The 26,070-nt window shown below is 42.7% G+C and carries 24 protein-coding genes; 12 read left to right on the forward strand and 12 right to left on the reverse strand.

The annotated features are described in order from the left end of the window. Entirely contained in the window at positions 1-3,108 is a 3,108-nt protein-coding gene (locus B4Q04_RS03095; protein ID WP_046287396.1) for a UvrD-helicase domain-containing protein, read from the reverse strand. A gap of 118 nt (positions 3,109-3,226) precedes the next feature. On the opposite strand from B4Q04_RS03095, the gene B4Q04_RS03100 reads away from it, so the two are divergent. Then, complete coding sequence (locus B4Q04_RS03100) at positions 3,227-3,835, forward strand: superoxide dismutase (protein ID WP_088695974.1); 609 nt, start codon at positions 3,227-3,229, stop codon at positions 3,833-3,835. A 1,450-nt stretch (positions 3,836-5,285) separates the two neighbouring features. Here the strand turns inward: B4Q04_RS03100 and B4Q04_RS03110 are convergent. From B4Q04_RS03110 to B4Q04_RS03125, 4 genes are all read right to left on the reverse strand, one after another. Further along, the gene (locus tag B4Q04_RS03110) at positions 5,286-7,184 is read right to left on the reverse strand and encodes an amidophosphoribosyltransferase (protein WP_013992949.1); all 1,899 of its coding nucleotides are present in this window, start codon (positions 7,182-7,184) and stop codon (positions 5,286-5,288) included. 45 nt (positions 7,185-7,229) lie between these two features. Continuing rightward, positions 7,230-8,156, reverse strand: a complete 927-nt coding sequence (locus B4Q04_RS03115) for a PfkB family carbohydrate kinase (protein WP_013992950.1) — start codon at positions 8,154-8,156, stop codon at positions 7,230-7,232. A 215-nt stretch (positions 8,157-8,371) separates the two neighbouring features. Continuing rightward, positions 8,372-9,007 carry a viroplasmin family protein gene (locus B4Q04_RS03120; protein WP_088695976.1) on the reverse strand — a complete coding sequence of 212 codons (636 nt, stop codon included), beginning with the start codon at positions 9,005-9,007 and terminating at the stop codon, positions 8,372-8,374. After that, positions 9,007-9,576, reverse strand: a complete 570-nt coding sequence (locus B4Q04_RS03125; RefSeq protein ID WP_088695977.1) for a phosphoribosylglycinamide formyltransferase — start codon at positions 9,574-9,576, stop codon at positions 9,007-9,009. The genes B4Q04_RS03120 and B4Q04_RS03125 overlap by 1 nt, the downstream gene beginning before the upstream one ends. A gap of 160 nt (positions 9,577-9,736) precedes the next feature. Here B4Q04_RS03125 and B4Q04_RS03130 point away from each other — a divergent pair, with 160 nt between their 5' ends. From B4Q04_RS03130 to pyk, 5 genes are all read left to right on the forward strand, one after another. Beyond that, positions 9,737-9,970 carry an acyl carrier protein gene (locus B4Q04_RS03130; RefSeq protein ID WP_008269813.1) on the forward strand — a complete coding sequence of 78 codons (234 nt, stop codon included), beginning with the start codon at positions 9,737-9,739 and terminating at the stop codon, positions 9,968-9,970. A gap of 112 nt (positions 9,971-10,082) precedes the next feature. Next, the gene (gene fabF / locus B4Q04_RS03135; RefSeq protein WP_013992954.1) at positions 10,083-11,336 is read left to right on the forward strand and encodes a beta-ketoacyl-ACP synthase II; all 1,254 of its coding nucleotides are present in this window, start codon (positions 10,083-10,085) and stop codon (positions 11,334-11,336) included. Between the two features lie 6 nt (positions 11,337-11,342). Beyond that, positions 11,343-12,080 carry a ribonuclease III gene (rnc, locus tag B4Q04_RS03140; protein WP_013992955.1) on the forward strand — a complete coding sequence of 246 codons (738 nt, stop codon included), beginning with the start codon at positions 11,343-11,345 and terminating at the stop codon, positions 12,078-12,080. A gap of 109 nt (positions 12,081-12,189) precedes the next feature. Further along, positions 12,190-12,654 (forward strand): IPExxxVDY family protein, encoded by a 465-nt coding sequence (locus tag B4Q04_RS03145; protein WP_013992956.1) that lies wholly within the window; start codon positions 12,190-12,192, stop codon positions 12,652-12,654. A gap of 3 nt (positions 12,655-12,657) precedes the next feature. Then, positions 12,658-14,088, forward strand: a complete 1,431-nt coding sequence (gene pyk, locus B4Q04_RS03150; protein WP_013992957.1) for a pyruvate kinase — start codon at positions 12,658-12,660, stop codon at positions 14,086-14,088. Positions 14,089-14,120: 32 nt separating this feature from the next. On the opposite strand, the gene B4Q04_RS03155 is transcribed toward pyk, so the two are convergent. Further along, positions 14,121-14,630, reverse strand: a complete 510-nt coding sequence (locus tag B4Q04_RS03155) for a PAS domain-containing protein (protein WP_013992958.1) — start codon at positions 14,628-14,630, stop codon at positions 14,121-14,123. A gap of 160 nt (positions 14,631-14,790) precedes the next feature. Here B4Q04_RS03155 and B4Q04_RS03160 point away from each other — a divergent pair, with 160 nt between their 5' ends. The 5 genes from B4Q04_RS03160 (at position 14,791) to B4Q04_RS03175 (ending at position 17,906) form a co-directional block, all read left to right on the forward strand. Next, positions 14,791-15,639, forward strand: a complete 849-nt coding sequence (locus B4Q04_RS03160) for a helix-turn-helix domain-containing protein (RefSeq protein ID WP_013992959.1) — start codon at positions 14,791-14,793, stop codon at positions 15,637-15,639. A 91-nt stretch (positions 15,640-15,730) separates the two neighbouring features. Then, positions 15,731-15,883, forward strand: a complete 153-nt coding sequence (locus B4Q04_RS22650; RefSeq protein WP_013992960.1) for a hypothetical protein — start codon at positions 15,731-15,733, stop codon at positions 15,881-15,883. A gap of 76 nt (positions 15,884-15,959) precedes the next feature. Beyond that, positions 15,960-16,508 carry a carboxymuconolactone decarboxylase family protein gene (locus B4Q04_RS03165; RefSeq protein ID WP_013992961.1) on the forward strand — a complete coding sequence of 183 codons (549 nt, stop codon included), beginning with the start codon at positions 15,960-15,962 and terminating at the stop codon, positions 16,506-16,508. Positions 16,509-16,621: 113 nt separating this feature from the next. Further along, positions 16,622-17,011 carry a cupredoxin domain-containing protein gene (locus B4Q04_RS03170; RefSeq protein WP_013992962.1) on the forward strand — a complete coding sequence of 130 codons (390 nt, stop codon included), beginning with the start codon at positions 16,622-16,624 and terminating at the stop codon, positions 17,009-17,011. 436 nt (positions 17,012-17,447) lie between these two features. Next, positions 17,448-17,906, forward strand: a complete 459-nt coding sequence (locus B4Q04_RS03175) for a COG2426 family protein (RefSeq protein WP_013992964.1) — start codon at positions 17,448-17,450, stop codon at positions 17,904-17,906. A gap of 23 nt (positions 17,907-17,929) precedes the next feature. Here B4Q04_RS03175 and B4Q04_RS03180 read toward each other — a convergent pair whose 3' ends face one another. The 3 genes from B4Q04_RS03180 to B4Q04_RS03190 form a co-directional block, all read right to left on the reverse strand. Further along, positions 17,930-18,379 carry a 3-oxoacyl-ACP synthase gene (locus B4Q04_RS03180; RefSeq protein WP_013992965.1) on the reverse strand — a complete coding sequence of 150 codons (450 nt, stop codon included), beginning with the start codon at positions 18,377-18,379 and terminating at the stop codon, positions 17,930-17,932. A gap of 5 nt (positions 18,380-18,384) precedes the next feature. Further along, the gene (locus B4Q04_RS03185) at positions 18,385-20,106 is read right to left on the reverse strand and encodes an IlvD/Edd family dehydratase (RefSeq protein ID WP_088695978.1); all 1,722 of its coding nucleotides are present in this window, start codon (positions 20,104-20,106) and stop codon (positions 18,385-18,387) included. A gap of 126 nt (positions 20,107-20,232) precedes the next feature. After that, the gene (locus B4Q04_RS03190; protein ID WP_088695979.1) at positions 20,233-21,348 is read right to left on the reverse strand and encodes an NAD(P)/FAD-dependent oxidoreductase; all 1,116 of its coding nucleotides are present in this window, start codon (positions 21,346-21,348) and stop codon (positions 20,233-20,235) included. A gap of 109 nt (positions 21,349-21,457) precedes the next feature. On the opposite strand from B4Q04_RS03190, the gene B4Q04_RS03195 reads away from it, so the two are divergent. Beyond that, positions 21,458-23,017: a fibronectin type III domain-containing protein gene (locus tag B4Q04_RS03195; protein WP_013992968.1), complete on the forward strand. Its 1,560-nt coding sequence runs from the start codon at positions 21,458-21,460 to the stop codon at positions 23,015-23,017. Positions 23,018-23,082: 65 nt separating this feature from the next. Here B4Q04_RS03195 and accC read toward each other — a convergent pair whose 3' ends face one another. The 3 genes from accC to B4Q04_RS03210 form a co-directional block, all read right to left on the reverse strand. After that, positions 23,083-24,435: an acetyl-CoA carboxylase biotin carboxylase subunit gene (gene accC / locus B4Q04_RS03200; protein WP_013992969.1), complete on the reverse strand. Its 1,353-nt coding sequence runs from the start codon at positions 24,433-24,435 to the stop codon at positions 23,083-23,085. A gap of 85 nt (positions 24,436-24,520) precedes the next feature. After that, complete coding sequence (gene accB / locus B4Q04_RS03205; RefSeq protein ID WP_013992970.1) at positions 24,521-25,012, reverse strand: acetyl-CoA carboxylase biotin carboxyl carrier protein; 492 nt, start codon at positions 25,010-25,012, stop codon at positions 24,521-24,523. 34 nt (positions 25,013-25,046) lie between these two features. Further along, positions 25,047-26,039: a beta-ketoacyl-ACP synthase III gene (locus B4Q04_RS03210; protein WP_013992971.1), complete on the reverse strand. Its 993-nt coding sequence runs from the start codon at positions 26,037-26,039 to the stop codon at positions 25,047-25,049. Between the last annotated feature and the right edge of the window lie 31 nt (positions 26,040-26,070).

Genomic DNA, 26,070 nt, shown 5'->3' on the forward strand with positions numbered 1-26,070 from the left:
TTATATGAATTCTGGTGTTATGTCATCATTAATATAGACAATGATCTTATTTTCTACAACATAGCCCATGTCGGTCAAGGCATCGGCATAGAAATAGAGCTGCTCCTTATACTTCGGATTGGCCTTACCGGTCTTGTAATCGATAAGGGTCGCCCGGTTTCCGTTTATGACAATTCTATCGGGCCGTACAACTTGGCCCTCGGCGGTAATAATATCCTTTTCGTTCTTGACCGTATTACCTTTTGTATAATAGGCATTTAACTTCGGATGTTTTACGATGCCTTCTAACTTACCCCGCACCTCCTCGATTTCCTGCTTTTCTATTTCACCTTGCCGAACCGCCTTGTTTAATGCGGCCTCTATATCCTCTTCGCTTTCTATACATCCTAATATATAATGTATAAGGTTTCCCTTTGAAATTGCGGTTTCCCTATCGGTATCCCACAACATTCCGGAACGCGTCAAAATCTTAAACCCGGACCTATCCTTATGGGTAAAGCTATAATCGATTTGCCGTAAGGCCTTTGTTTGATGCACTTGCGGTGCTTCCTCAAGTTCGCCAAAGGCATAGGTCAATTCGTCATCGGACCACAAGCCCTTTCCTTTTAGGTATTCAATAAAGAGTCCCGAATAATAATCCGTTTTATGCTGCCCCTTGGCCAAATCCTTTTCCGATATAACATAAAGTGCCTTTTCGGCCCGTGTCAATGCTACATACAAAAGGTTAAGGGCATCAAGTTCCATTTTGTGTTCTTCTTCGGAATAGATCTGTGCCGCCTCTTCGCCATAGTGCTCAACCTCTTTTTTCTCGGTCACCAAAATTTCCTCGAACCCGTCAAAAGCTTCGGCATTTAGCGGAAGCCATATCTTTTTATCCATTCGCTTGTAGATATTCTCATTGGCAAAAGGAAATATCACGATCGGAAATTCGAGCCCTTTCGATTTATGAACGGTCATTATACGAACCGCATCGATATTATCGGGTGCCGAAATACTGAGTTTGCCTTTCTTTTTCTCCCAAAGGTTTAAAAAAGCCTGAATGCCCGTACCTTCTTTTTGCTCGGTTTCCAGAACAAAATCCATAAAAAAAGTAACATAGGCGTCAGAGCCTTCCACCAAATTACATTGGCGTATCACCCGTTCCATACCATCGTAGACCGAAAGTTCTTTTAGTTCGTCTACATCAAGACCGAATTCATTTTTAAGCAGTTCGGGCAGCCTTTTTAGGTGCCCTGAAATGTATTGGTGCCTGCTTTGTCTTCCTTTTGAAAGGAAGGTAAGTAGGTTATAGGCGATTTCCAGGTCTTCGGGGTTACCGATATACCCAATGAGGTCGGCCAAAAAACGCACCTTATCGCTACTGTTGAGCAAAAGACTCTCTGACGAAATGGTCGGTATTTGTTCTTGGGTGAGAAAATCGGCCAACAAGACCCCTTGCCGATTGCCCCTGACCAAAATACAAATGTCTTCGTAGCCGTATTTTTTTTCGATGACGGCCGCAATAGTGGCCAGTACTTCCTCACAGTACTGTTCGTCTTTGGTCTTATCGTCGTCTTTATCTATAAACTTGAGCTGTACGGTGCCCCCCTGTTTTGAATTACAGCCCTGTTGGTTCCCTTCTACGAACATGGCATTGTACATGGCATTGTTCAAAAAGGGACTGGTGGCGGTAAAAAAGTCGTTATTAAATTTGATCACCTCATCATAACTACGCCAATTGGTAGGCAAGGATTCGGTTTCGGCAGGGATTGCGAACGGACTCGCCGTTTTATTGACCAAATCAAGAAACTGTTCTGCGCGGCCACCTCGCCAGCGATAAATGGCCTGCTTGGCATCGCCCACCAAAAACAAGGAGCCCTTATTTCCTTGCAGGTCTTCCCCCTCTAAGGCATGACCGATCAAAGGGATAAGGTTATTCCATTGCAAGGTTGAGGTATCTTGAAACTCATCAACAAAATAATGGCGGTATTTTTCACCCAAACGCTCATAAATAAAAGGCGCAGGCTGATTTTTTATTTCTTTTGATATAATAGTATTGAACTCCGCAATGGAAAGTTGATCGCGTTCGTTCTGTAAATTTTTGACCTCCCCTTGTATGGCGTTCAGCACCGTTAAAGGTACTAGGTTCGAATAGGCATTTTTCAGAAAGGAAAGCTCATAGAACGTATGCCTTATCTTATTGAAGATTTCAGAGAACTGTGGATGCAAATCATCTAATATGGCTTTTGTAGCATCTGCAGTAGACTTATTATAAAGTACGGTATCTTCAAAATTCTGCTTCCACCCTGCGTTGAAATCTATAGCCAAATCCCCGCTGGAAATTTTTTCCATGAATTTCGGGAAATAAGACCTCGTAAAATCAGGGAATTCCAATCCGTTTTGCTCGATCAACTGCAGGGCCAGGTCAGCAAAGCCTACAAGGCTTTCTTGGGTAGCCTTTATTCTGGAGCGCAAGGTTTTTTTCAAGCCCACAAAATCGTCAATATTTTTATCCCTGAGGTTCTGCAGGTGCTCGGCATGGTTTTCCCTAAAGAGCAGCTTACCTATGTTTCCTAGGTCATAGGCAATATCCCAACTCTTATCATCGTCAATTTTTTCCAGGGCAAAATCCAACAAAACCTGGGTCAACTGTTTATCCGTTCCCGCTTTGTGCACGAGTTTTGCCACCGCTTCATCGAGCAATAGGTCGGTATCTAAGACCACTTCAAAATTTTGGGGCAATTTTAAATCTTTGGCAAAGGTTCGGATCAACCTGTGGGTAAACTTATCGATCGTAGAAATATCGAAAAAGGCATAGTTGTGCAGAATTTCCTTTAAGGTCTGCTTAGAACGTTGGCGCAACTCAGCGGCATCGATACCAAGTTCTTTCATCAGGTCAAGAAAAAGTGGGGGAGCCCCGGCCTCGTCCTTGACCTGACCAAATTTGAACAAACTGTCCAAAATACGGTGTTTCATTTCGTTTACCGCTTTATTGGTAAACGTTATGGCCAAAATTTTACTGAAACGGTCTCCTGGCGAGAGTACGATTTTAAGGTACTCTTTGGTCAGCGTATGGGTCTTGCCCGAGCCCGCGGAAGCGTTATATATTTTAAAAGTGCTGTGTTGCAAGTGCTTTTTTATGCAAAATACTAATTCTAAAAAGGTTCTTAACAAATTATTTAGTGAATTTGTATGTTAAAAACTGTAAATTTGGTTTCGTTAATTTTTAATCTAAAAACACATAAAAATGGCTTTTGATTTACCAAAATTACCCTATGCGTACGACGCATTGGAACCACATATCGACGCTAGAACAATGGAAATCCACCATACAAAACACCACAATGGTTACACTACCAAATTGAACGGTGCCATTGAAGGAACTGCATTGGCCGGCAAATCGATCGAAGAAATCCTTGAGAACCTAGACATGTCTAACAGCGCCGTCAGAAACAATGGAGGCGGTTTTTACAACCACTCGCTTTTCTGGGAAGTTATGTCACCTAATGGAGGTGGAGAACCATCTGGCGAACTTGCAGATGCCATCAACAGTGCCTTCGGTTCATTTGAGGCTTTCAAGGAAAAATTCAGTGCCGCCGCCGCTACCCGTTTTGGTTCAGGCTGGGCATGGCTTTGCGTACATAAGGGAGGCAAGTTGGAAGTGTGCTCCACTCCTAACCAAGACAACCCTTTGATGCCCGAAACAGGCTGTGACGGATTTCCTATCCTAGGTCTTGATGTTTGGGAACACGCATACTACTTAAATTATCAAAACAAGAGACCTGATTACATCAGCGCTTTTTTCAATGTTATCAATTGGAATAAAGTTGCCGAACTTTACGCTGCCAACAAGTAAGAAGCAGCCGAGAATTTACTCTTGTAAAACACAAAAAACCGCTACGATTTAGATCGTAGCGGTTTTTTTAGTTCCTTATTTAAAATAGAAAAGGGCGGAGTAAACTCCACCCTTTTCGTCCCAAATCTTACCATAAACTTAACCTACTTATGCTATGGCGATACTAAAATACTGGTATTGTGGGAAATAAAAAAACTATTTTCGGGGTTTTTTTTCAACCCAATTGTTGACAAAAACGCCTGAAAAGCCCGTCAAGTCTGATGTTTACAAGGGTTTGTATAATAAAAAAGGCGGAGCATAGCTCCACCTTTTTTCCCCAAATCTTACCATGAACTTAACCTACTTATGCTATGGTCCTACTAATATAAAGCGTTATCAGGTTTGAGAAAAAGGTTTCGGACGAACGATCAAAACCGTGGCTGAAATACTTCTTTATCAATAAAGCCCGGATTATTTCTAAAGTTCTGGAGCTATACTAAGGAGAAGAGAACTATCTGAGGAAGGAGTTAAAATCGTTTCGAATGTATTGAAAAAATAAAAAGGCGGAGATAAACTCCGCCTTTTTTCCCCAAATCTTACCATGAACTTAACCTACTTATGCTATGGTCTTACTAATATAAAGCGTTATGAGGCTTAAGAAAAAGGTTTCGGACGAACGATCAAAACCGTGGCTGAAATACCTCTTTATCAATAAAATCCGGATTATTTACAATATTTTGGAGCTATACTATGGAGAAGAGAACTATCTGAGGAAGGAGTTAAAAATGGTTTTGAAAATATTGGAAAATAAAAAGGCGGAGATAAACTCCGCCTTTTTCCCCAAATCTTACCATGAACTTAACCTACTTATGCTATGGTCCTACAAATGTAAGCCCTCAAGAGGCTTAAGAAAAAGGTTTCGGACGAACGATTAAAACCGTGGCTGAAATACCTCTTTATCAATAAAATCCGGATTATTTACAATATTTTGGAGCTATACTATGGAAAGGAGAACTATCCGAGGAAGGGGGTAAAATGGTTTTGAAAATATTGGAAAATAAAAAGGCGGAGATAAACTCCGCCTTTTTCCCCAAATCTTACCATGAACTTAACCTACTTATGCTATGGTCCTACAAATATACAGCCGTGTTAAGGCGAGTGAAAACATCTTTGCCGAACCGTATAAAAATCGGATAAAAGACACGAAATGAGCGAAAAAGAGATATTGTGAATAGAAACGCAATACAGGTGAAGGGTAAAAAACCTTATAGATGGTTAGAAAAGTCTGTAAAAATAAAAAGGTGGAGAAATCTCCACCTTTTTGCCCCAAATCTTACCATGAACTTAACCTACTTATGCTATGGCAAGACCAAATGTAGTCCCACAACAGCTGTAAGAAGTTAAAAACACGCTAAATAGCTTATATGATCGACGAACTACATTAAAAAATGCATTTCATCGAAACAAATCGTTAATATGCCCTTTCGTTCTTTCCTTCATAGAAGTTGATAAAGGCCTTGTTCACCACGCGGTTGCCCCCTGGTGTCGGGTAGTTTCCGGTGAAATACCAGTCCCCCAAATTCTTTGGACAAGCCTCATGAAGTGACTCAACGCTCTGATAAATGATCTCTACTTCAGCTCGAATATCTTCAGGACTGAGCAGCTCTCCGATTTTTTGTGAAATCTCGTCTGCGGTAAACGGTGCATAGAATTCCCTAACGTAATTGATTACGTCTTTATCCTTAGTATTTAACTGTTTTAGACATTTATTATAGATGTCTTCTACAACATTCATGGTCTGGCGCTCTTCGTGCAAGGCCAAGGCCGCTCTAAAAGCGATAAAGTCTTCTAACTTGGCCATGTCTATACCATAGCAATCAGGGTATCTGATCTGCGGTGCCGACGATACTACAATAATCTTTTTGGGCGATAATCTATCGAGTATGCGAAGTATACTTTTCTTTAAGGTCGTTCCCCTAACGATACTATCGTCTATAATGACCAGGTTGTCCCCTTTCTTCACAGAACCGTATGAAATGTCGTATACGTGCGTCACCAAATCGTCTCGGCTGCTATCTTGTGTAATAAAAGTGCGCAGCTTTGCATCTTTGATGGCCACTTTCTCGATCCGCGGACGAACCTCCAAAATTTCATGTAACTCTTGGCTGGTAATTTTTGAACCAATGGAAAGAATTTGCTCTTCTTTTCTTTTGTTCAGGTAATTTTGTGCTTCCCTCACCATTCCGAAAAAAGAAGTTTCGGCCGTATTGGGTATATAGGAAAACACGGTATTCTTTATATCATGGTCAATGGCCTTAAGGATTTGTGGAAAAACCAGGCGCCCCAATTTCTTTCGTTCTTGATAAATTTCTTTATCGCTTCCCCTAGAAAAATAGATCCGTTCAAAAGAACAGGCCTTTCGCTCTACAGGTTCTAAAATTTGGTTTATGGAAGAAGTACCGTCTTTTTTGACAATAATGGCGTGTCCCGGATCCAATTCCTTGACCGATTCGTAAGGCACGTTAAAAACGGTTTGTATCGCCGGACGTTCGGAAGCCACTACGACCACCTCATCATCTTGGTAATAATAGGTAGGGCGAATACCTGCGGGGTCCCTGAGTACAAAAGCATCCCCATGGCCCAAAAGACCGGCCATGGCATAGCCCCCATCCCAGTTTTTGGCGGCCCTTCTCAATATTTTATGCACTTTCAAGCGTTCTGCTATAATCGGTGAAGCTTCCTGCTTGGTGTACCCTTCTTTCTTGATCTGCTTGTACAACTTGGCAACGGCATCATCTAAAAAGTGACCGATTTTCTCCATTACGGTTACCGTATCGGCCATTTCCTTAGGGTGCTGCCCTATTTGGATCAAATTGTCGAACAACTCATGAACATTGGTCATGTTGAAGTTCCCCGCAACAATAATATTACGGTGCATCCAGTTGTTCTGCCTTAAGAAAGGGTGTACACTCTCTATACTATTCTTACCAAAGGTCCCGTAGCGCACGTGCCCTAAAAGTACTTCCCCTATATAAGGTATGTTCTTTTTCTGCGCTGCAACGTCGTCAACATATTCGGGGTGTTCCTGAAGGGTACTATTGATCCGGTCGTTGATTTGGGCAAAAATATCTTGTATCGGCTGCTGGGCTATTGACCTCACCCGGCTCATATAACGCTCCCCCGGAGCAACATCAAGCTTTATGCTGGCAAAGCCGGCACCATCTTGGCCTCGGTTGTGCTGCTTTTCCATCATCAGGTACATTTTGTTCACCCCGTAAAAGGCCGTACCGTACTTCTCCTTATAGTATTCCAAAGGCTTAAGCAAGCGAATTACCGAAATACCACATTCATGTTTGATAGCGTCACTCATTGTAAATCTGCATATTAAAAAAGCCCCTAAATTTGGGGCGTGTCGTTATTGTAATTCTATATCAAATTGGGTCAAGGCCTTAAATTGATGCAGCCTTTTGTTCACTTCGTCCTTCTTCAGTTCTTGCATACGCTCGGTGCCGAATTTTTCAACGGAGAACGATGCCAAATTTGAACCGTGTATTACCGCATTCTTCATATTGTTGAACGAAAGGTTTTCCGTTGCCGCCAAATAGCCTGAAAAACCACCTGCAAAGGTATCTCCCGCTCCTGTGGGATCAAAAACCTCTTCTAGGGGCAAGGCCGGGGCAAAGAAAATTTTACCCTCATGAAACAAGAGTGCTCCGTGCTCTCCCTTTTTTATGACCAAGTATTTAGGTCCCATTTCCTGGATGACCTTCGCCGCTTTTACCAAGGAGTATTCCTTGGTCAATTGGCGTGCTTCTTCATCGTTGATGGTAAGCACGTCTATATGTTTGATGACCTCGGTCAATTCAGGTAGGGCATTGTCCATCCAAAAGTTCATAGTATCCAATACTATTAGCTTTGGTCGTTCTTTCATCTGATTAATAACACTCAACTGGGTGCTTGGATGAAGATTCCCTAACATTACCACATCTGCATCTTTAAAACCTTCAGGCACTACCGGGTTAAAGTCCGCTAAGGTATTTAGTTCCGTAACCAAGGTATCCCTAGAGTTAAGGTCGTTATGATACTTTCCTTTCCAATAAAAGGTCTTACCCCCTTTTACAATTTCTAGGGAAGTAAGATCGATGTTCTTGGCCTTTAATACATCTAAGTAAGCCTGTGGAAGATCTTCACCTACGACTGATACAATTGCAGATTCTACGTTATACTGTGAAGCGGCAAGACCAATAAAGGTGGCCGCACCACCCAAAATTTTATCGGTTTTACCAAAAGGAGTTTCAATTTCGTCAAAGGCAACAGTGCCCACGATTAGAAGTTTGCCCATGTAAGTTTTTTAATTTAGCTGCAAATATACGGTTTTGTAATGCGAATATGTGCAAATATACCCTTACAAAAAACAGTGATCGGTCAGCTTAGATTTTTTCAGCTCCGCAGCTACGGCAACTGACAAGAATGCAGCCCCAAAAACCCAAACCACTTTTAACAATTCAATTGCCGCACAAAGCATATTTTAAACCTTACACCGATACCAATAACAGCTTATTTTCTTCCAAAATCGGCAGGTATCTCGCCCCAAGCCTTAGTTTCCCATTTTACAACGGGGGTCTGGTACGAGTTGTTCTTCAACCAATCCAAGGCCCTTCGGATCAAATCGAAAAGTTCTTTGTTCTGCGGCGTCTCCTTTAATTTGGTGTTACAGGTCTTTTTACGCACCCAGCTCATAGCCGTACGGGAGTCGGTATAGATAATACGGTCGCTTTTGTTCTGTTTTAAAAAGGCCAACCCGTGCACAATGGCCAAGAACTCCCCAATATTGTTCGTTCCTTGGGCAAAAGGCCCCTGTCTAAAAAGTTTTTTGCCCGTTTTGGTATCGACCCCTTGATATTCCATGACCCCAGGGTTTCCACTGGAGGCCGCATCTACCGAAATGGAATGGTAATTGGGAGTGCCGAACCTTTGCAGTTGTTCGGGAGTCATTACGGGTTTCCCTTTTTTCTTTCCTTTAAAATCGTTGTAATTGCCATTAAAGGCCTTTTTGGCCTGCTCAAAGGTCTCAAAAGACTTATATTGAGCGCCCTTGAAGCCCGTGATGGCCGCTTTGCAATCGGCCCACGAGTCGTAGATACCTGGTTTTTTCCCTTGCCAAACCGTATAGAATTTTGCCTTTTTCGCCATTATTCTACCTCTAACAATTGCGCAATAACCTTCGGGAAATATTCGTATTCAAGCTCATGTACTTTCCGTGCAATGCTTTCTGGGGTGTCATCTGTCCAAACTGACGTTTTTACTTGCCGAATAACGGCGCCTTCGTCGTAATTTTCATTGACATAGTGGATGGTAATGCCCGTTTCGGTCTCATTATTGGCCCGAACGGCTTCGTGTACATTATTTCCGTACATTCCCTTTCCCCCATATTTAGGCAAAAGGGCTGGGTGAATATTTACGATTTTATCGGGAAAGGCAGCGATAAGGTTCTCGGGTATTTTCCACAAAAAGCCCGCCAGAACGATAAGATCGGGATTGAATGCCCTTAAAATATCGAGCACACATTCAGTGGCATAAAAAGCGTTTCGATTAAAATACAGTGCGTTGATTTTCAAATTATTGCACCTATCCAATACTTTAGCGTCTTTTTTGTTCGAAAGTACGGCGCTGATGTTTACCTTTGAATTATCTTGAAAGTAGCGAACGATATTTTCAACATTGGATCCAGAACCGGAAGCAAATAGTACGATGTTTTTCATGTAGCCTTTAAACGTTACTGATAGCGAATTATTTAGATCAAAAATACCGCTCTTATCCTGAAATTTTATAAATTACAAGACATTTTAACGACAAATAGTGGATTTAGTCCAAAGTTTTTTATTTTTGCCATCAATTTAATTTTTTAAAAACAATATTATTATGTCAGACATTGCATCAAGAGTAAAAGCTATCATCGTTGATAAATTAGGTGTGGATGAAAACGAAGTAGTAACGGAAGCTAGCTTTACTAACGACCTAGGGGCAGACTCATTGGATACCGTGGAGTTGATCATGGAATTCGAGAAAGAATTTGATATTCAAATCCCCGACGATCAAGCTGAGAACATCGCAACAGTTGGCCAGGCCATTAGCTATATAGAAGAAGCGAAGTAATCTTTATGATTTCTTGAACGAGATTCAAAATTATCCATGTGGTAACCTTTATCGCATGGATAATTTTTTTAATTTACGCTTGACTTACTAAGTAAACCAAAAATTAGGTTCAATGCAATTAAAGCGAGTTGTGGTTACCGGGTTGGGTGCGTTGACTCCCATTGGTAACAATATTGATGAATATTGGGAAGGTCTTAAAAACGGAAAGAGCGGTTCTGCTCCCGTTACCTACTACGATACCGAAAAATTTAAGGTGAAATTTGCCTGTGAACTCAAGAATTTCAACCCTCTAGATCATTTTGATCGCAAGGAGGCGAGAAAATTGGACAGATTCGCGCAATACGCCTTGGTCTCTTCCGATGAAGCGATAGCCGATTCAGGATTAAACCTAGAACAAGTAGACAAATTTCGCGTTGGCGTCATTTGGGGCGCCGGTATCGGCGGTCTTGAAACCTTTCAAAACGAGGTAATTAATTTTGCCCAAGGTGATGGTACCCCAAGATTCAACCCCTTCTTCATACCTAAAATGATAGCTGATATCGCCCCAGGGCATATTTCTATCAAACATGGTTTTATGGGGCCTAACTACACTACGGTTTCAGCTTGTGCCTCATCGGCCAACGCTATGATCGATGCGCTCAACTATATTCGCTTGGGCCATTGTGACGTAGTAGTTACCGGGGGTAGTGAAGCGGCGGTTACCATAGCAGGTATGGGCGGTTTCGGTGCCATGCACGCATTATCGACCCGTAACGAAAGTCCCGAAACGGCCTCTAGGCCATTTGATGCTACTCGCGACGGATTCGTTCTGGGTGAAGGCGCAGGAGCTCTGATTCTTGAAGAATACGAGCACGCCAAAGCACGTGGGGCAAAAATATATGCAGAAGTTGCCGGAGGCGGACTATCAAGCGATGCCTACCATATGACCGCTCCACATCCTGACGGAATAGGGGTAGTTCAAGTAATGAAAAACTGTTTAAGGGATGCCGGACTAAAGCCCGAAGATGTAGATGCCATCAATACCCATGGTACTTCTACCCCTCTTGGTGACGTAGCGGAACTAAAGGCCATTAGTGAGGTCTTTGGCGACCATGCCCCGAACATCAATATCAACTCTACCAAATCGATGACCGGTCACCTACTAGGTGCCGCCGGGGCCATTGAGGCCATTGCATCCATTTTGGCCATGGAACACAGTCTGGTACCACCGACTATAAACCACAGCACGGTAGATGAAAATATTGACCCCAAACTGAACCTCACATTGAACAAGGCGCAAAAACGCGAAGTAAATGTTGCCTTGAGCAATACTTTTGGGTTTGGCGGACACAATGCTTGCGTAATTTTCAAAAAATTTAGCGAGTAGTCTATTATGCGATTTCCTTCCAATATATTCAATTCCCATTCTAAAGAGGATGGGGATTTTTTTGGAGGGATGACCAAAATATTAGGGTTCAAGCCCAAAGATATTTCGGTGTACAAAAAAGCATTTCTACACCGCTCGGCCAACGAAAAAGACGAAGACGGCAACCCATTGAACTATGAACGCCTTGAATTTTTGGGCGATTCTATGTTGGGCACTATAATTTCAAAGCACCTGTACGACAAGGTACCCGAAGGCGACGAGGGCTACCTCACCAAGATGCGATCGAAAATAGTGAGTAGAAAACACCTGAACGAACTGGGAAAAGATCTGGGCCTGATCCATTTCGTAAAAAGCCGTATCCCAAAATCGCATTTTGGGGAAAACATACATGGCAATGTTTTTGAAGCCTTGGTCGGGGCCATTTACCTCGATCGGGGGTATAAGTTCTGTGAAAAGTTCATTCATCGAAAAGTAATTGCCCCGTACGTCGATATCGAACAATTGGAGGGACAGGTCATTAGCTATAAGAGCCTGATTATCGAATGGTGTCAGAAACAGAAAAAATCATTTGATTTTGATGTTTACGAAGACACCGGAAACGACACTTTAAAACATTTTGCCGTAAAACTCACCATTGCGGACAATGTTGTTGCAAAAGCAAGGGCCACCTCTAAAAAGAAAGCGGAAGAACGCGCCTCAAAAAGGGCCTATTACGCCCTTCAAGACAAGATGGACAAGTCATAAATTGTGGTTTAATGTAACCAAAATGTTATAGTTTGTTCAAAACCAATTTTACTCTTTCTTGATTTAGGCGTTGTACGGTATTAATATTATCTTTACCACTTTGTGCCTTATGGTAGCAGTACATAAAATTACGAACGACTTTTACGAAGATACATTCGATTTAGTTGCCTTGCACAGCAGCCTTGAAGATTACGCCTTGGCCTACGCCCTTAATCTCGGGTTGAAAACACAATTTAAGAGATGTCGTAAAGACCTTGACCTTTCGGGGCATGTTAGCGTTCCAATTTTCGAATGGAAAGACGACATTAACGATAGGTATTGGACATTGTTTACCAACAATGGTTTTGTAGAGGACACCGCGGAAAGAAATGGGCTTTTTCAAAACGAGCCCTCGTTCACAACTTTTCACATGGTTCCTGAACATCGAGATGTAGATTACTTTTTAAAAATCGAACAAGATGGATTCATCAATATGGAAAACCTTGTGAAAACACTACAGAACATACCCAAGATTATTACGGCTTACGCCATAGAAACCGACAAACTCAAATCTAAGAACAATTTAATTTTTTAATCAATGCCAAGTAACAAAAAGACAAAAATCGTTGCCACCCTAGGGCCGGCCACGAGCAAAAAGGAAGTGCTGAGAGATATGATGGAAGCCGGCGTAGATGTCTTTCGCATTAATTTTTCACATGCCGATTATAACGACGTTACCGAACGTATAAAAATGATTAGGGAACTCAATGAAGAAACAGGTAGAAACACCTCTATTCTGGCCGATTTACAAGGCCCGAAACTTAGGGTCGGTGTTATGGCCAGTGAAGTCGTTGTAGCCCCTGGAGACGAAATTACCTTTGTTACGGGCGAACCTTTTGAAGGTACCGCCGAAAGGGTATATATGAACTATGATGCTTTTCCTCAAGACGTCAAGCCCGGTGAGCGTATTTTGCTAGACGACGGAAAGTTGATGTTCGAAGTCATAACCACTGACGGAAAGGAGCAAGTAAAAACCAAGGTGATACAAGGAGGACCTTTGCGGTCTAAAAAAGGCGTAAACCTTCCCAATACAAATATCTCTTTACCCGCCTTGACCGAAAAAGACGTAAAAGATGCCATTTTTGCCATTTCGCAAAATGTCGATTGGATCGCGCTTTCCTTCGTCCGTTTTAGCCAAGACCTTATTGATCTTCAAGCGATCATTAAAGAACATACAGACGTAAAAATTCCGATTATCGCGAAAATCGAAAAACCGGAAGCCGTTGAAAACATAGACAAAATCGTTGCCTATTGCGACGGACTAATGGTAGCCCGTGGCGACTTAGGTGTTGAAGTTCCCGCCCAAGAGGTTCCATTAATTCAGAAACAATTGGTGCTTAGGGCCAAAAAAGCCCGTATCCCCGTAATAATCGCTACCCAAATGATGGAAACGATGATTACCAGCCTTACACCGACACGTGCAGAGGTGAACGATGTAGCCAACTCCGTAATGGACGGTGCCGATGCCGTGATGCTCTCTGGGGAAACCTCAGTGGGGAATTACCCGGTACAGGTTATCGAAAAAATGAGCAGTATCCTTCAAAGTGTAGAAAGCTCTGAACTTATTCAAGTACCACACGATCCACCACATATCCGTACAAAAAGATATATTACAAAATCGATTTGTTACCATGCCGCAATTATGGCCAATGAAATCAAGGCCAAGGCCATCTCTACATTGACCAATAGTGGGTATACGGCCTTTCAAATCTCGGCTTGGCGACCTAGTGCACACATTTTGGTGTTTACCTCAAACAAACGTATACTTACGCAATTGAACCTTTTATGGGGCGTGCGTGCCTTTTATTATGACAAATACGTATCTACCGATCAAACGATCGAAGACGTGAACAAAATGGCATGTGATAAAGGCCTTTTAGAAACTGGAGATATGCTTATCAGTTTGGCGGCAATGCCGATCAAAGACAAAGGTATGGTCAACACGCTAAGGGTGACAGAAATAGAATAAGTGTAATTTCAAGGTTCGAAGGAGGGAAGCTTTTAGGCCACCTCCCTTTCGTACGCAATGAAATTCACGAGTTGGCCGGCTTTGTCGAAAACAGGTTCTGCCTGTATTTGACATGAATACGCACTGCCATCTTTCCTATAATTAAGAACAACGGCCTTGAAGGGTTTTTTCCTTTCTATGGCCGTTCTTATTTTTAAAAGGACCTGCCTGTCGGTATCTTTCCCCTGGAACATCTTAGGGGTTTTCCCTATAATTTCATCGGGTCGATAACCCGTCATTGTATTTATATTGGGAGTCGTATGGACTATACTCAATTGGGGGTCGGTAATTACGACTACTTGGTCTTCCCCCAAAACCAAATCCTTCAATTTTGAATAAGCCCAGCGATTCATTTCGGCAAACTGGCACAAATCGACCAAGGCATTACCGGTTTCACACAGTACGCGAACATGAGTTGCATGTACATCCCAAGACAACAAGGGCAAAGGTGCTAAATCTAAAGAACCGTAATACTTTTTTGCCGCCTTATCGTACGCTTTCATTTTTCAAAAGATATAATTACTTCCATGCTTTACTTAGGCCTCAATAGTACAAAAAGCTATTTTGTTTAACAAATTACAACAAATGTTTAACGCTGGTTGCCTTTCGTAAGTTTTTATCCTATAGACAGACCAAAAGCTAGAATCAATCTATTTACCGTATATGAAATTCGAGTTCAACGATACCAAAATAGGATCGCATTTAGGGTTTACCGATGACATCAAAGCGCATGAAAAGCAATTTTCGGTAAAATCGGGGAACATTTATATGCTGTGGAATAGAAATCAAGCCTCCCTTGAACTCCATGTTGACGGCATACCTGTAGAGCTATTGCCCAATCAATTGGTCACCACCACATACCTGCAACATGTTTCCTATGAAAAAACGGAATTACCTTTGACCGCCTTTCATTTTAATCGGGAATTTTACTGCATCAATGACCATGACCACGAAGTGTCTTGCAACGGCATACTATTTTTCGGCACCCAAGACCTTCCCATAATTTCCATTCCCAAAGAACAAAAACGAAAATTCGACACCCTATACGAGGTGTTTCAAGATGAGTTTTCCACCCCTGACGCCATACAGGGCGATATGCTTCAAATGCTCTTAAAACGATTGATCATTATTTGTACGCGCTTGGCCAAAGAGCAACTTATCGTAAAGAAGCTGAACAACGACCAAGTAGAAATTATAAGAAAGTTCAACGTATTGGTAGATACCCATTACAAGACCAAAAGAAAGGTAAGCGATTATGCCGAACTTCTTTTTAAGAGTCCGAAAACGCTGTCGAACCTCTTTTCCATATACAATCAAAAATCGCCACAACAAATTATTCTTGAACGCCTGGCCCTTGAAGCAAAGCGATTGATCCATTTTACCGACAAGCAAAACCAAGAAATAGCCTATGACCTTGGTTTTAACGACCCGGCCCATTTTAGTCGGTTTTTCAAGAAAATGACGGGATGTTCCCCCTCACAATACCGAGAAACACCAGAAATAGCCCTGTAAAGGGAAATTTGTACAAGCGGTCGGGCAATCGCTCCTAACACCTACCCCTCTTTCATTCGCATCTTTGCCTTGTAATTAAAAACAACGCAAGATGAAACTAAAACATATATCACTTTTTAACCTTATCGAGATTTTCTCTCGGCCCACTAGACAACTACAAACCGTAGATGTGCAAACCCATTGTGAGCAAAAACAACATCACGATTTTTATTGTGATGCCGAAAGACCCTACATAAAATATTAAAACAACATCGTATTAACAGTCATTTCCCGTAGCGAAAAAACAACAGTTCGGGCATATGATATAACTGTCACAAATTATGAGCAAATTTAACGTACCCACAAGAGAAGAAGTAAGTTCAAACAACCAAGCCATATTCGATAATCTAGAAAAAGCGGTAGGCTTTGTACCTAATCTTTATGCCACTTATGCCTATTCGGAAAACGCTTTGGCCAATTACCTGGCATTGAGCAGTGCCAAGACTTCCTTGACCGCCAAGCAAAAAGAAGTGGTAAACCTAGCCGTAAGCCAGGTGAACGATTGTAGTTACTGTCTTGCGGCACACACCGCAATCGGAAAAATGAACGGCTTCAGTGATTCGGAAATTCTTGAACTTAGGGCCGGAAAAGCTTCTTTTGACCATAAACTCGACGCCTTGGCCAATTTTGCCAAAGACGTCACGGAAAACCGAGGTGCAGCCGATGGGGCCGTAGTTGAAAAGTTCTTAAATGCAGGATGGACGAAAGAGAACCTAGTAGACACCATAGTATTGGTGGGCGACAAAACCATCTCTAACTATCTGCACAAAACCACCGATGTTCCCGTAGACTTTCCCGTAGCCGCACCCTTAGAGGCCGTAGAAGCTTAAAAACAAGCCCTAGGCAATACCATATCACCTAGGGCCTCCTATGATATTTGATTTACACATTTTTTACAAGCAACCGTCTTTTTAAAACAAACAAAGGACAAAAATTAAAAATTATGAAAAATATAATAACAGCAGTAGTATTGGTTTTTACCCTAGCATTTTCAGCAAATGCCCAAAATGAAATGAGCAAAAAAGAGGTCAAGACAATTGCCTTGGAACAAACTCCAGGGGAGTTTACCCAAAAGCAACTTACGGTTAGCCCGGGGACTTATATCTTTGAAATTGCCAACAAAGATGTTGGACACGATGTCGGTTTTGTTTTGGTTAAAAAGGGCGAAGATATCAGCAAGCCGGAAAACCATATTCAAACCGCTTATGTTACCGAAGTGGTAGCTACCGGAAAAACCCAATTGTCTAAACCCACAGTTTTGGAAGCCGGGGAGTATGTGTATTTCTGTCCCATGAACCCAACCGCTACCGACAATACTATTCTTGTTAAGTAATTTGCGGAACATCAGGGGGTTCTACGAACTTATAAGTATAAAAAAGGGAGCCTGAACGGGTTCCCTTTTCCCATGTATAACGCTACCAACTAAGTGATTGTCATCAAATTTGATCACTTTGGCCCGGGCATTATTGTTTTCTTCATCATCAAGGGCCATATCTCCATTTTCGATTTTACACCCTATAAAAAAGGTGCATATTAACAGAAAAACAAGGCATCCTAGTTTAGAAAGTGTTAGCTTGAGAAAGCCGGATTATTGAATTGAATTATATTCGCAAACCCTTATAGACAATATGGCACCATACGTCGAATAGTTAAAAATTGTTAAACTTGACCACCTATCTTGCCACAATGCAATTTTTGGAATTATTTATGAGTTCAAATGATGCTTAAATCCCGTGGATTAGTAGTTTAGCCCTCTAAAAAAAATTATTGTGATTATAGATTTTATCATTGCCATATTATGGAGCCTTTCCCCCTTTGGGGAAGCCAAGGTAGGTATACCCTATGGGTTGCTCAATGGTCTTAATATCTATCTCGTATTTCTTTTTTGTTTTGCCGCCAATGTGCTTGTATTTCCGTTAATGCTCTTCTTTCTTGAGAAGATCAACCGCTATTTTTTGCGTTGGGGCTTTTATAAGAAATCGGCCATATTCGTTGCACGAAAGGCCAAGACCGGTTCGGGCGACAAAATAAAACGTTACGGCTTTTGGGGCCTTATATTTTTTGTGATGATTCCTATGCCCGGTACGGGCGTATATGCCGGAAGTATTGCCTCATACCTCTTTAAAATCGAGAAAACGAAAGCCTTTTGGGCCAATACCATAGGTATTTTTCTTTCTTCGGTAATCGTTTGGTCGGCCACCTTGGCATCAATGAAGGGCATGGGCTAGCATTTCCCTTATTCGTGCCGTGATTATTTTATATCTACAATCTTTAGGTCTTGCCCGTTAAAAACCACGGCATCCCCGATTTGTTTTCCGAAAAGCAATTTAGCGATCGGCGTAGCCGCAGAAATACAATAGACGCTTTTTTGCCGGGTTTTAAACTCCCCTGCGGAAATCGCCAAAAAGTAATCGGCCCTTGCCGTGACCACCCAACTGCCTAGGCCCACGGTGGCGGTATTCCCGTCTTTGGGAACTTTAGACATTACCTGCTTCATTTTTTCAGCTTCCGCCAGCTGCTGCCCGAGTTTTTCACGTTCCAGCTGCAACATGGCACGCCCTGTTTCATGCTTGTCTCCCGCACTACTTTTGGTTTCTGAGGTCAACGACGTTTGAATGTCTTCAATGTTTTTTTGGATCCTAGCGATACGCTCGGCTACGAAAGTGCTACAAAACCGGTAGAGTTCTTCTTTGCTTATCATATGGCTTAATGTAAATCCCTATCCACCTTAGACCCCGAACCACCGACCAAGAAGTCTAGGTCGGCCCCTTTGTGCGCCTGCTCCACATGATCTATGTACATTTTTACATAGCCCCTATCCGCCAAGGGTTCGGGCGCTTTCCAAGCCGCCTTACGTTTTGCCAATTCCTCCCCTGAAATGTCTAAATGAAGCTTTCTGTTCTCGACATCGAGTGTGATCCAATCGCCATTTTGCACCAAAGCCAGTGTACCGCCCACGGTAGATTCAGGGGAAACGTGTAGAATAACGGTTCCTGCCGCCGTTCCGCTCATCCTCCCATCGGAAATACGCACCATATCGGTAACCCCTTGCATCAGTAGTTTTTTTGGAAGGTCTACGTTACCCACTTCGGGCATACCGGGATAACCTTTTGGCCCCACACCTTTTAATACGATAACGCTGTTTTTGTCAATATCAAGATCAGGGTCGTCTATTCGGGTATGGTAGTCTTCCATACTCTCAAAAACCACGGCCCTACCCGAATGCTTCATCAATTCCTTTGAGGCCGCCGATGGTTTTATGACCGCACCATCTTCGCACAGGTTCCCCTTGAGTACGGCTATGCCCGCTTCTTGCTGAAAGGGTTTTTCCATGGTCCCGATCACATCGTCATCATAGCAGACGGCCTGGGTATAGTTTTCGGTAATATACTTTCCGTTTACGGTCAATGCATCGGCATGTAATTTTTTACTTAGTTCCTTCAACACTACGGAAATTCCGCCCGCATAAAAGAAGTCTTCCATTAAGTGCTTCCCTGAAGGTTTCATATTGACCAAAAGGGGAACCTTACTTCCCAAGGTATCGAAATCCTCAAGGTTTAAGTCCACCCCAATCCGTCCCGCTATGGCCGTCAAATGGATAATGAGGTTAGTAGACCCGCCGACCGCGGCATTGGTCACTATGGCATTTTCGAAGGCCTGTCGGGTCAATATTTTAGACAAGGTCAAATCTTCTTTTACCATCTCTACGATTCGCCTTCCCGAGAGCTGGGCAAACAACTTTTTTCTCGAATCGGCAGCGGGAATGGACGAAAACCCGGGTAAGGTCAACCCTAAGGCTTCCACCATAGTAGCCATAGTAGATGCCGTTCCCATCGTATTACAATGCCCGATACTCCGTGCCACACAGACTTCCGCCTCCGTAAAATCATCATCGGTAAAACCATCTACACTGCGTTTTTCCTTGATCATCCAATTCATACTTCCCGACCCCATTTTCTCACCGCGAAACCTTCCGCTGAGCATGGGTCCGCCAGGTACGACAATAGTAGGCAGGTCAACGCTACAGGCCCCCATTACGGTACTGGGCGTGGTTTTATCGCAGCCCGTCAATAGAACGATGCCATCAAGCGGATTGGCGCGTATCGATTCTTCGGTATCCATACTGGCCAAGTTACGGAACAGCATTGAGGTTGGTCTCATAATGGTTTCGCCCAAAGACATGACCGGAAACTCCATAGGAAAACCGCCGGCTTCCAAAATTCCCCTTTTGACCACTTCGGCAAAATCGCGCAGATGTCCGTTACAAGGAGTGAGTTCAGACCAGGTATTACAGATGCCTATTACGGGTTTGCCTTTAAAATAATCGTCGGGATAACCTTGGTTTCTTAACCATGAGCGATGTACGAAGCCCATTTTGTCCTTTCCGCCAAACCATTCACTACTGCGGAGGTGTTTCTTGTCTTTCATAAATCAAGGAGAAATTACTTGGAAGTAGTTAAAGTAGCAATTCTAACCATGTTGACAAAACGAAAAACCAATTCCCTAGAAAAAGACATTTTTTCGGTTTTAAAGACGGTTCTTTTGGGTAACGGCCTATTGGGTCAAGTCGGCCAACTCTGCCCCTACGGCGCTTCCTATGGCTATTCCCATCCCTCCCAAACGCAGTCCGCAATAAACATGGTCGGAAATCGCTTTAACAATCGGTTTCTTCTGTGGCCCCGTGCCCATGATCCCGCTCCACCTTTGGGCAACCTTATGGGGTGTATCGGGCAAGATGACTTCTTTAAGCAGCATTTCCAGACGTTCTTGAATGCGTGGCGTACAAGCGAACCGGTCGGTTTCCTCACCTTTTAGGTCGAGATTCCTTCCTCCCCCGAACAAAATACGGTTATCGATATTCCTGAAATAATAATAGCCCTCATCGAAATGAAAAGTCCCCTTAATATGAAGACCGGCGATAGGCTCGGTAATCAATACTTGTGCCCTGGCCGGTTGAACTTCCTCGTTCAACAATTGGGCGGCAAAACCATTGGTGGCAATAAACAACTTACGGGTTACAAACTCAAACCTGTCGGTCTTTACGTGCACGCCCGATGCTTTCCCCGAGAAATCCTCTACGGTAATGGAGTTCAATTGCAGAACCCCTGCCGCCTGTACCAAGCGCAATAGTCCGTTCATCATTTTACCGGTATGCAATTGCCCTTCGAAGCTATTGGTAATGTATTTTTCCTTCACTTTATGGAAGCCGAACGTATTGGGCCCCAAGTGAAAGGCATCGGCCCCATAGACCGATTGCAAGAGTTTGTTGATTTCAGGAAGCCGTTCCGCACAGTCGAGATAAAGTGCCTCGGCCGAATCGAGAAACAGTTCATGTCCGCCGTTCACTTGAAAATCGATACTTTGATCCCCGAGTTTCTTTCGGAGCAAGCCTATGCCTTTCCAACGTTGGGCCACGAGGTCTATCACCTCTTGTTCGCTATGGCTCCCCAAATCGGCCATAACCTCGGAAATACTCCCGAAACAGGCAAAACCGGCATTTTTGGTGCTGGCCCCTTGGGGCAAAAAGCCTTTTTCCAAAATCAATATTTTCGCTTTTGGAAATCGCTCACGAAGTCGCAGGGCACAGTTAAGCCCTACGATACCACTGCCAACAATGGTAAAGTCGATATCGGTCAACCAGGTGTTATACTCCCAATAACTTAGTTTCAAGACAGTTAAGATTAGTTACAAAATTACTTGGTTTTTAAATAGCTTATTTAGCGCACGCCATCGAAATATATAGACCATAGCTTCGTTAAAATATTCTAAAAATAAACATATGCTCAAATTTGTTCCCCTAAAGTACCCAAAGAAAAATAAAGTGTTCACACTTTTATTGATAGCGGTGCTTGCCCTCTCTTCGTGTTCAAAAGACGAAAACGGCAACCTTTCTCCCAAAGATTTTGAACTAAGCCTAGGCGAAGTTTCGGCCACTACGGCCGAAATAAATTGGACCACCGCCATAGACCCTGAAGGAAGTGTTGTATCCTATGCGCTTTACCTGAACAATTCTTCAATTGTAGAAGGGCTTAGCACAAACAGTTACAACCTAACGGGACTCGAAAGCAAGACCAACTACGAAGTGAAACTCATCGCAACCGACCCAGAAGGCAACCGCAATGAGAAAAAATTGAACTTCAACACCACGGACAAGGCCAAGGTAGATGCCAACCTAAACATTACCTTAGATTATGCAAAATATACCAATGCAAAAATTTCATGGTCTTATACTTCCAGTAATTCAGGGGAAATCAAGTACGACCTCTATTTTATGGACGAACTACGCGAAAGCGATTTAACCTATAAAAAATACGAATTTTTCGTGCTGGAAAACGATACCGAATATCAGGGTAAGATAGTGGCCAAGCAAGACGGAAAGGAATTAGGAGTGAAAGAGTTTCAATTTAAGACGCTCTACAACGCACCTCCGACAGCTTTTGACATAACCCTTTTGGAAACCACCTTTTATTCATTTCTAATAGACGTGGGCGAATCGGAAGACCCTGATAACGATGGTAGTTTAAAATATGAACTATTTATAGATGATGTGAATGCTACCGAAGAGAAGTATGGAGGAACGGTAACCATAGGAAGCGGTGGCGCCAGACAAAATGGTCTACAGGCCAACACCACTTACAAGGTACAAGTAAGGGCTACTGACCGCAAAGGAGGCAGAACCTTTAGTAATACCTTGGAAATAAGCACTGATCCCGCTCCCCCAGCTACCTTTACCATAGAGCAAGAGACCAATGAACCAAAACGTATATTCACCATACCAAATCTATACGACAAGGGTGGATTGAATGAGGTAAACTTTTACTTAGACGGTGAAAAGTTTACTGGGGCATTCGGTATAAATCAGGATGGTTCAATTACCTATAATTTTGATTCAGAAGATGTACCAGAAACCAATAAAACGTACAATTTACAGTTTGAACTTGGCTGGGATACCGATTGGAATGGAACCATGTACTACTCAAAAAGCGATAATGAAAATCTTCAAGTACGCGTAACCGAGTACAGTCCTACTACTGCCAACATTGAGAGTGTTGTACTTTATGGACCGGAACACGAAACAACACCCTTACAATTTGTTGTAAAGTTTGAAAACAATTTAATAAGTGAGGCGGAAGATTACGACATATACCAATTGAAGATTGGAGGTATTGAGATAAAGAACTACTTCGTAAATCAAATTGGTGGTGCAAATGAAGTAAGCTTGAGCGGTAGTGTAACCCTTGAGCAATATAATAAGATTATTGCGAGTCCCGACTTTACAAGAGTAGTTACATTTGATGCAGATGGTTACCGCTCCCTTAAAAGATTTTACCACTTTTAATTAAAGGATAAAACCAAAAAAAGACCGTGATATGATCACGGTCTTTTTTTTTTATAGAATATGGATTATTCCGCTGGGGGAGGATCCATTTTAAAGTCTTCCATAAATTTGGTGGTATAGTTACCGGCCAAATAATCAGGATGATCCATTAATTGTCTGTGAAAAGGAATGGTCGTTTTCACGCCTTCGATTACGAATTCGTCAAGCGCCCTTTTCATTTTATTGATAGCCTCTTCACGGGTTTGCGCCGTGGTTATCAGTTTGGCGATCATGGAGTCATAGTTCGGAGGAATGCTGTATCCGCTGTACACATGGGTATCCATACGAACACCGTGGCCACCTGGAATATGCAAGGTAGTTATTCTACCTGGAGAAGGCCTAAAGTTGTTATACGGGTCTTCGGCATTGATCCTACACTCTATAGAATGTAATTTCGGCAGGTAGTTTTTACCTGAGATCGGCACGCCGCCCGCTACCAAGATCTGCTCACGGATCAAATCGTAATCGATAACTTGCTCGGTAATAGGATGCTCTACCTGAATACGGGTATTCATCTCCATAAAGTAGAAGTTCCGGTGTTTATCTACCAAAAACTCAATGGTACCCGCACCTTCGTATTTGATGTACTCGGCTGCCTTTACGGCCGCTTTGCCCATATCTTCACGAAGCTTGTCGGTCATAAACGGAGAAGGCGTTTCTTCGGTCAGCTTTTGGTGCCTACGTTGAATGGAACAATCCCTTTCAGAAAGGTGACAGGCCTTACCATATTGGTCTCCTACAATCTGGATTTCAATATGCCTTGGTTCTTCGATCAATTTTTCCATATACATACCCCCGTTACCGAAAGCAGCCGTAGCTTCTTGAACGGCACTTTCAAAGAGGTCTTCCATTTCCTCTTCTTTCCAAACGGCACGCATACCTTTTCCTCCACCACCTGCGGTTGCCTTTATCATAACGGGATAGCCCATTTTTTTGGCAATCTTTTTAGCGTCGGCAACATCTTTCAAAAGACCATCGGATCCAGGAACGGTAGGTACACCGGCCTCTTTCATGGTTTTTTTGGCGGAAGACTTATCTCCCATACGGTCAATATGCTCTCCGGAAGCACCGATAAACTTTATATCGTGTTCGGCACAAATTTTAGAAAACTTAGAGTTTTCCGAAAGAAAACCATAACCTGGGTGAATGGCATCGGCATTGGTAATTTCAGCCGCCGCAATAATATTCGGTATTTTAAGGTACGACTCACTACTCGGGGCCGGACCTATACAGACAGCCTCATCCGCAAAGCGCACATGCAAACTTTCTTCATCTGCCTTAGAGTAGACGGCAACGGTTTTTATACCCATTTCCTTACAGGTACGTATAACCCGAAGCGCAATCTCTCCCCTATTTGCAATCAATATTTTTTTGAACATACTTTTTCAATTTAAATTCTAAAATCCAAGTACCAAAAATGCAATCCCGGTTCGGGGACAATAATTTGGGATTCAGAATTTACATTTATGAAGGATCTACCAAAAACAAGGGCTGGTCGAATTCTACCGGAGAGGAATCTTCAACCAAAATCTTCACAATTTTACCTGAAACCTCTGACTCTATATCGTTGAAAAGTTTCATGGCCTCTATAACACAGAGGACATCACCTTTACCGATAGTACTGCCCACCTCTACAAAGGGGCTCTTATCTGGTGATGGCTTTCTATAAAAAGTACCTATGATAGGTGATTTGATAGTAATATACTTTGAATCGTCTTCCTTTTTCTCGGCCTTTTTATCGGTCGAACCTGCTTCAATGCTCTGCACAGGCGGTTGGGGGGAAGCCATCATTTGAGGCTGCGCCATTGGGATTTGTTGTACGTAAGTCGTTTCGTTTCCAGAATCGGAAGAACCGGTCTTGATGGTAATTTTTAAATCCTCCATCTCTAACTTTACTTCACTGGCTCCCGACTTTGCAACAAATTTGATCAGGGTTTGAATTTCTTTAATATCCATGGAATTTGATTTTATTTAAATGATCGGTATTTTATTAGTAGGCCCATTTTAGGTAGATGGAACCCCATGTAAAACCGCCTCCAAAAGCGGCAAAAACAAGGTTGTCACCTTTTTTCAATTTACTTTCAAAATCGGACAATAACAAAGGCAGGGTAGCCGATGTGGTATTCCCGTATTTTTCTATGTTCATTAGCACTTTAGAATTGTCGAGACCCATTCTATTGGCCGTGGCATCAATAATTCTTTTGTTCGCCTGATGGGGCACCAACCAAGAAACATCGGTATGCTCAAGGTCGTTCCTTTTCATTATTTTTTCGGCAACATCGGCCATATTCGAAACGGCAAACTTAAACACCGTTCTACCATCTTGATAGATAAAGTGTTTTCTGTTCTTAACGGTTTCTTCCGTAGCCGGCATTAGGGAACCTCCGGCATCCATGCCCAAATATTGTCTTCCCGAACCATCGGCCCTCAAGTATTCGTCTTGCAGACCAAAACCATCCTCGTTCGGTTCGAACAACGCCGCACCGGCACCATCGCCAAAAATAATACAAGTGGTTCGATCCGTATAATCTATGATCGACGACATTTTATCGGCCCCGATCAATAGTACTTTTTTATACCTTCCCGATTCAATATAGCTTGCCGCGGTAGACATACCGAACAAAAAACTCGAGCAGGCGGCCAAAAGATCGTAGGCATACGCATCAACGGCACCTATTTTAGATGCTACAAACGCTGCGGTCGATGCCACCATACTATCAGGTGTGGCCGTGGCAACAATAACAAGGTCTATTTCTTTTGGATCAATATTCTTTCTTTTGATAAGATCTTCAGCGGCTTTTATGGCCAAGTACGAAGTACCCTGACCTTCTTCGGGTTTCAGCACCCTTCTTTCTTTAATCCCCGTTCTAGAGACGATCCATTCATCATTTGTCTCTACCATATCTTCCAGCATTTTATTGGTTAGAACAAAATTAGGAACATATCCTCCTACAGCTGTAATCGCTGCTGTTGTTTTACTCATCTTAAAGTTGATTTGATATCAGAAACCTTCA

Origin of the sequence: Zobellia sp. OII3, assembly GCF_002211465.1 — a bacterium.
Lineage (GTDB): Bacteria > Bacteroidota > Bacteroidia > Flavobacteriales > Flavobacteriaceae > Zobellia > Zobellia galactanivorans.